General features: G+C 65.9%; 3 protein-coding genes and 2 pseudogenes. 2 read left to right on the top strand and 3 right to left on the bottom strand.

Features of this window, described 5'->3' with window-relative positions; translation table 11 throughout:
* Nucleotide 1 precedes the first annotated feature (1 nt).
* Nucleotides 2-295, bottom strand: coding sequence for a hypothetical protein (locus tag StrepF001_RS44435; RefSeq protein ID WP_129803751.1), 294 nt, complete (start codon nucleotides 293-295; stop codon nucleotides 2-4).
* Between the two features lie 192 nt (nucleotides 296-487).
* Between StrepF001_RS44435 and StrepF001_RS44430 the strand changes: the two genes are divergently transcribed.
* Nucleotides 488-718, top strand: coding sequence for a hypothetical protein (locus StrepF001_RS44430; RefSeq protein WP_129803750.1), 231 nt, complete (start codon nucleotides 488-490; stop codon nucleotides 716-718).
* Between the two features lie 1,150 nt (nucleotides 719-1,868).
* Here the strand turns inward: StrepF001_RS44430 and StrepF001_RS44425 are convergent.
* Nucleotides 1,869-3,053: pseudogene (locus StrepF001_RS44425) on the bottom strand (DEAD/DEAH box helicase family protein); the annotation flags it as partial.
* 147 nt (nucleotides 3,054-3,200) lie between these two features.
* Between StrepF001_RS44425 and StrepF001_RS44420 the strand changes: the two are divergent.
* Nucleotides 3,201-3,818 carry an SMI1/KNR4 family protein gene (locus StrepF001_RS44420; RefSeq protein ID WP_129803749.1) on the top strand — a complete coding sequence of 206 codons (618 nt, stop codon included), beginning with the start codon at nucleotides 3,201-3,203 and terminating at the stop codon, nucleotides 3,816-3,818.
* Between the two features lie 57 nt (nucleotides 3,819-3,875).
* On the opposite strand, the pseudogene StrepF001_RS46130 reads toward StrepF001_RS44420, so the two are convergent.
* Nucleotides 3,876-5,042: pseudogene (locus StrepF001_RS46130) on the bottom strand (hypothetical protein); the annotation flags it as partial.

The raw sequence follows: 5,042 nt of genomic DNA, 5'->3' as shown, positions 1-5,042 counted from the left end.
ATCAACGACCCGCGAAGTACGGGTCTAGCAGTCGACGGTCGGCCGGAGGCACGTCGGCCCCAGCGTCCGCCACCTTGGCCGCCAAGAACGCGACCAACTCGACCAGCTTGTCCACCTGCTGGGGGACGACTTTCCCCGCGAGCCAGTTGCCGACCGTGGTCGGGGAGACCTTGATGGCACGGCCGAGTCCGCGCTCCGTGACCCTGTCGGCCACGTGGGCGCGGTAAAGACCGGCGAGCCGTCGCAGGTCCGCCTTCAACTCCTTTTCTCGGTCGTTGGCCTGCTTGCCCGTCACATGTGCCCCCGCCTGCTGTCCATCTGTCCAGAACGCCCGTCTTGGACACCGAGCAGCCTAGGTCCTGACCAGCAGATTCGGCGGGAAAACGTCCAGGATCCCCACGACGGCTGAAGGACACCCCTATGGACAGCGAGCGTCGAGGACGTCAACCCCGGCAGCGGACCGGGGACTCCTTCGAAAGGTCCCGACATGTCGATCATCGACACCCTCAAGGAACTCGGCGTCGACACCGTCCAGGCCCTCGGCCCGGTCGGCGCGCTCATGGTCGTCCTGTTCCTGCTCCTGTACGTCGGTGTGGTGCTGCCGACCGTGTGGTCGCGCCACGCCTTCCGCCGCGCCGCGGCCCGCAGGACGATGACGACCCTGCTCGACTATCTGGACCGTCTGACGCTCGTTCTGCGGTTCTGGCAGCGTCGGTGACTTGGTGACGGTGTTGTACATCGGCTCGTCCCCCGGGCAGGACCGGACCCGGGGGCGCCCGCCTTCCGCAGCACCATTCTGGACACGGCCGGGCTTCGGACAGCTACCACGCGTCCTCCCAGGCCGACGATTCTCTGTGACCATTCGCGGCCACTTGACTCCCCGTCACATGGCCGCGAGCGGGGAAATGAAACTGGCCACCGACACGGATCACCCCCGCGTGGGTGGGGAGGGCAGCGGGCCCTGCTGATCCCCGAGGCCGCCGTCCGGATCACCCCCGCGTGGGCGGGGAGGGCTGATGCCTCGTCTCTGGTAGGTGGCTCGGTTACGGATCACCCCCGCGTGGGCGGGGAGGGCGTCGTGGTGTGGGTCGACGAGGCCGGCGAGGCGGTGCTCCCCGCCCACGCGGGGGTGATCCGGTGGCCGGATCTGTCGACTAGTGACCCCTCAGGTTGTTTGTGACAGGTTTCATCGGCTCCACTCCGGCACTCTGGGCTGGCCCCAGTTGATCGACATTTGATTTGGCCCCACCCGTGCCGCTGTGAGACGACATGCCCTCGTCCGAGTGAATGGTCTGGGCTGTCTGCCCGATCCCGACAGGGTGTGTCCGTCGTTCACGGTCATGTCGGAGGCCGTGCTGTTGGTCATGGCCGTGTCGGGAGGCCGGGTTGCGTGTTTCGCGTGTCGAGCTGTTCGAACAGATCCGTCGGGACGTCCGTCTCGATCCGTCGATCTCGCAGCGGGCCCTGGCGGCGAAGTACGGCGTCCATCGCCGAACCATCCGGCAGGCGATGGCCTCCGCAATCCCGCCGCCGCGCAAGTCCGGCCAACGGCAGTTCCGCATCCTGGACCCGGCCACCGGGTGGATCGACGCGATGCTCCGGGCCGACCTGAGGGCCCCGCGGAAGCAGAAGCACACCGTCGAGCGGATCCAGAAGCGCCTGGCCGAGGAGCACGACTTCGACCTGGCGTCGTATTCCACTCTGCGCAACTACGTCCGCAAACGGCGGCCGGAGATCGTGGCAGAGGATCGTGAGGGCCGCCAGCATCTGGAGGGAATGGTGCCCCAAGCACATCTGCCCGGCGAGGAAGCCGAGGTCGACTTCGCGGACGTCTGGGTGCGGGTGGCCGGCGAGGTGGTCAAGTGCCACCTGTTCACGCTGCGGCTGTCGTATTCGGGCAAGGCCGTCCATCGGGTGTTCGCCTCGCAGTACACAGAGTCACAATTTCGGGTGTCCACCCCTTCGCCCAGCACCTTCACTGAGCTCAGGAAGCCCTTCTCCACGACCGTGCCGTCCGTGGCGATGCCGTCGGCGAACTCCCCGAGAACCCGCCGCCGGTGGTTGGGCTTGTGGTCACCGCACAGCCAGTCCGCCCAGACCGCACGCGGGTACAGCTCCGGATCCGCGTCATGCAGCTGCGCGGCGATGTCGGGAAGGCCGGCCGCGAAAGCCTCGGCTTCCTTGACCACGTGGTGGAACGAGAGCGTACGGCGAAAGCCTTCCTCCGAGGCCGCCTTCACCAGCGCCGTCTGCAGCGCAGCCAGCCGGGCCCCGCGCACCTGGTCCGACCGTCCCTCGGCACCGAGCAGCATGGCCGCCTGGAGCTGCGTGTCGGTGACGTCCACACACACCACCTGGTACGGCGCACAGATCCCCCGGTCGATCGCCTCGGACAGCGTCAGCGTGTAGCAGCGGGCCCCGAACGGGCCGTTGGGGTCGTCCTCCATGCTCGCCACCAGCTCGCCCGGCGCGCCCTGTTCGGAGTCCTCGTCCAGCTGCCACAGCCGGGGCGTGGCCGTCATGTAAAGGCGGCGCAGGGACGGGATCTTCTGGTTGTTGTGGACGACCGCCCAGGGCTTTCCGATCCGGCCGGAACAGCGGTGGGCTTCGTCCACGACGATCAGGTCCCAACCCGGTAGGCCGGCCTCGTGGGCGCGCTCCAGCGTGCCGAGTCCCAGGCTGGCGTACGTGGCGAACACGGTCACCTTGTCGTATGGGCGCACCCAGCTGACCAGCTCGTCCACGTCCGTGGTGTTGGGGAAGGTCACCTGGTCCCCGCGCAGGGACGAGACCCCGATCATCGGGCCCGTACGCCCGCCGGCGCGCCAGGAGGCCTCGGTCTGGGCGAGCAGATCCAGTGAGGGCACGAGCACCAGGACCCGGCCCGCGCGGAGCTCCTCCGCGCTGCGCACGGCGACGAGGGTTTTCCCGGTACCGGTCGCCATGATCACCTGAGTCCGCAGTCCCTGCTCGGGCACAGTCCCTCTCGCAGGCGATTCAAGCGCACGAAGTACCGCATCGACGGCTTCACGCTGGTGAGGACGAAGCTTCACGGGCCGGCCTTCCTATGTGCGATTCAGATCTGGCGGACCGCCACCGCCTGAGTCACCTCAACTGATCCCCGACTCTTGACAGTGACTCGGCGGCAAGCGGTTGTCCCATGTCTCTTGGGGTTTCCAGTTGTGTGTCAGGATGCGCTGATGGACGACCTCATACGCGCCTGGGAACGCATCGAAACGTGGCTTCGAGAGCACCAGTGCACTATTGCTCTCTCCGAGCTACAACCGCCTGCCTCCGAAGAGGCCATCCAGTCCCTCCAGGACGCCGTACCGTACCCGCTCCATCCGCATCTCGTGCAGTGGCTCAGAATCCACGGCGGCGCCCCCTTGTATGACGCCCCCATCTGGCCGGGCGGCTACGTCCCGTACGGGGTCGAAGCACTCAAGGGCGGGCCGGATTACATGGAGGAAATGCTCGAAGAGTTCAACGAGCAGCGTGACGAGGATCCCGAGCACTGGGTTCTGGAGCCGTGGGCGGACCCGCTGTGGCTTCCCATTGCCGGTAGACACACGGGGCAGAGCCTCCTCATCGACCACCGGCCAGGCGACACCTACGGCAACATCATCGAGATCGACTATGAGGGCAACGAGGTCACCGCATTCCGCTGGAAGACTCTGGGGGAGATGATCGGGCTGATGGCCAGGTCCCTGGAGACCGGATCTCCTCTGCCGTATTCGGGCCAGTACGCGCGGGTTCCTCTACTTGACGAAGGTCCACCCCGCTACCTCAACTGGAAGTTGGAGAAGATCCAGGCTTAGGCGCGAGAAGCCCCCTCCCGCAGACCCAGCAGGAGGGGGCTTCTCCTCTTTTACTCGCTACGGCCTGACAAGACCGGGGACATCGATGAAGTACGCATCATTGTCCAGCATTCGCTGCTTGGTGTAGAAGCCCGACAGGCGGGATCCGGCACGCTCGTTCTGGGCACCGGCCATGGTGGCGCGGGCGCACTTCTCCGTGTACGTGGGTGCGGTGTTCGGCGCCCGCAGGTCGTCGTAGAGACGCCACTTGCCGTCGGCGTCCTTACGGGCATAAGCCTGGAGACACTGTGAACCGTTTGTCACCTCCGGCTGCGATCCACCGCTCTCCTTGGTGGCCGCGAAGGCGTACTCGTCGCACTGAGTGTTCTTGCTGTCACCAGTCGCCAGCGGGTGCAGGACCAGCGCGTACTGTCCACTGTCCGGGCACACGACAGCGCGGTTCGCGTCTCGTTTGACCGGGTCGAACTCGCGGCGCAGCGGACTGTTGTGCGCCTTGCTGCCGGGGTGCCAGTCGAGCTTGTCGCGCATCTCCATGTAGTACAGCGCGGCACCTTCGGCATACGCGTGCTTCAGCTCGAACGTCGGCGTGTACTTAGGGAAGACACAGCCGACGGACGCCGCATTCGGCATCATCTGGTCACAGCGGATTTGGTCCCAGAACACCCAGCTCGGCTCGGTGATCTTCACCGCACCAGGAGCAGCGGATGCCTTGAAGCCGAGGAAGCTGCCCCGGTCGAACTCCTGGGACTTGCCGAGGGCAGCCGTCTTCCAGGTGAACTTTCGCGTCTGGACTGTCTGCTCGGTCACCGACGAGATGCTGGTCCAGGAGGTCGGGCCCGTGAATTCGGGGCCGATGAATTCCCTGTCGCAGACGGTGTCGCCACCGCAACTGGCGTCCCAGTAGTCGAGCGTCACAGTGCCGAGCGAGCTCTGGATGTTGAGCGGAGAAATGAAGTTCCGCTGCTGCCACGATCCCGTGTTGTCCAGCTTCATCTCTTCGCGGACGAGGAAGATGGCGGTGCCGATGTGCTTGGGCGGCTGATTGTTGCTGATCTGCCACCAGTCCGTCACCACACCGACCTTGTGGCAGCCTTCACGGCGGGTAAGCGTGTATCCGCCGATCGTTGGGTCACTGCACCAGGGAACGAGAGAATCGGTGGCCGCTGCAAGTACTACAGCCGGAGATCTTGAGGATCGGTGATGGGTGGGATCGGCGGGTGGTGC

It is taken from the genome of Streptomyces sp. F001 (genome assembly GCF_004187715.1).
GTDB lineage: Bacteria > Actinomycetota > Actinomycetes > Streptomycetales > Streptomycetaceae > Streptomyces > Streptomyces flavusporus.
Note: the sequence above shows the minus strand (reverse complement) of the source record. Positions and strands in the feature narration are given on the sequence as shown.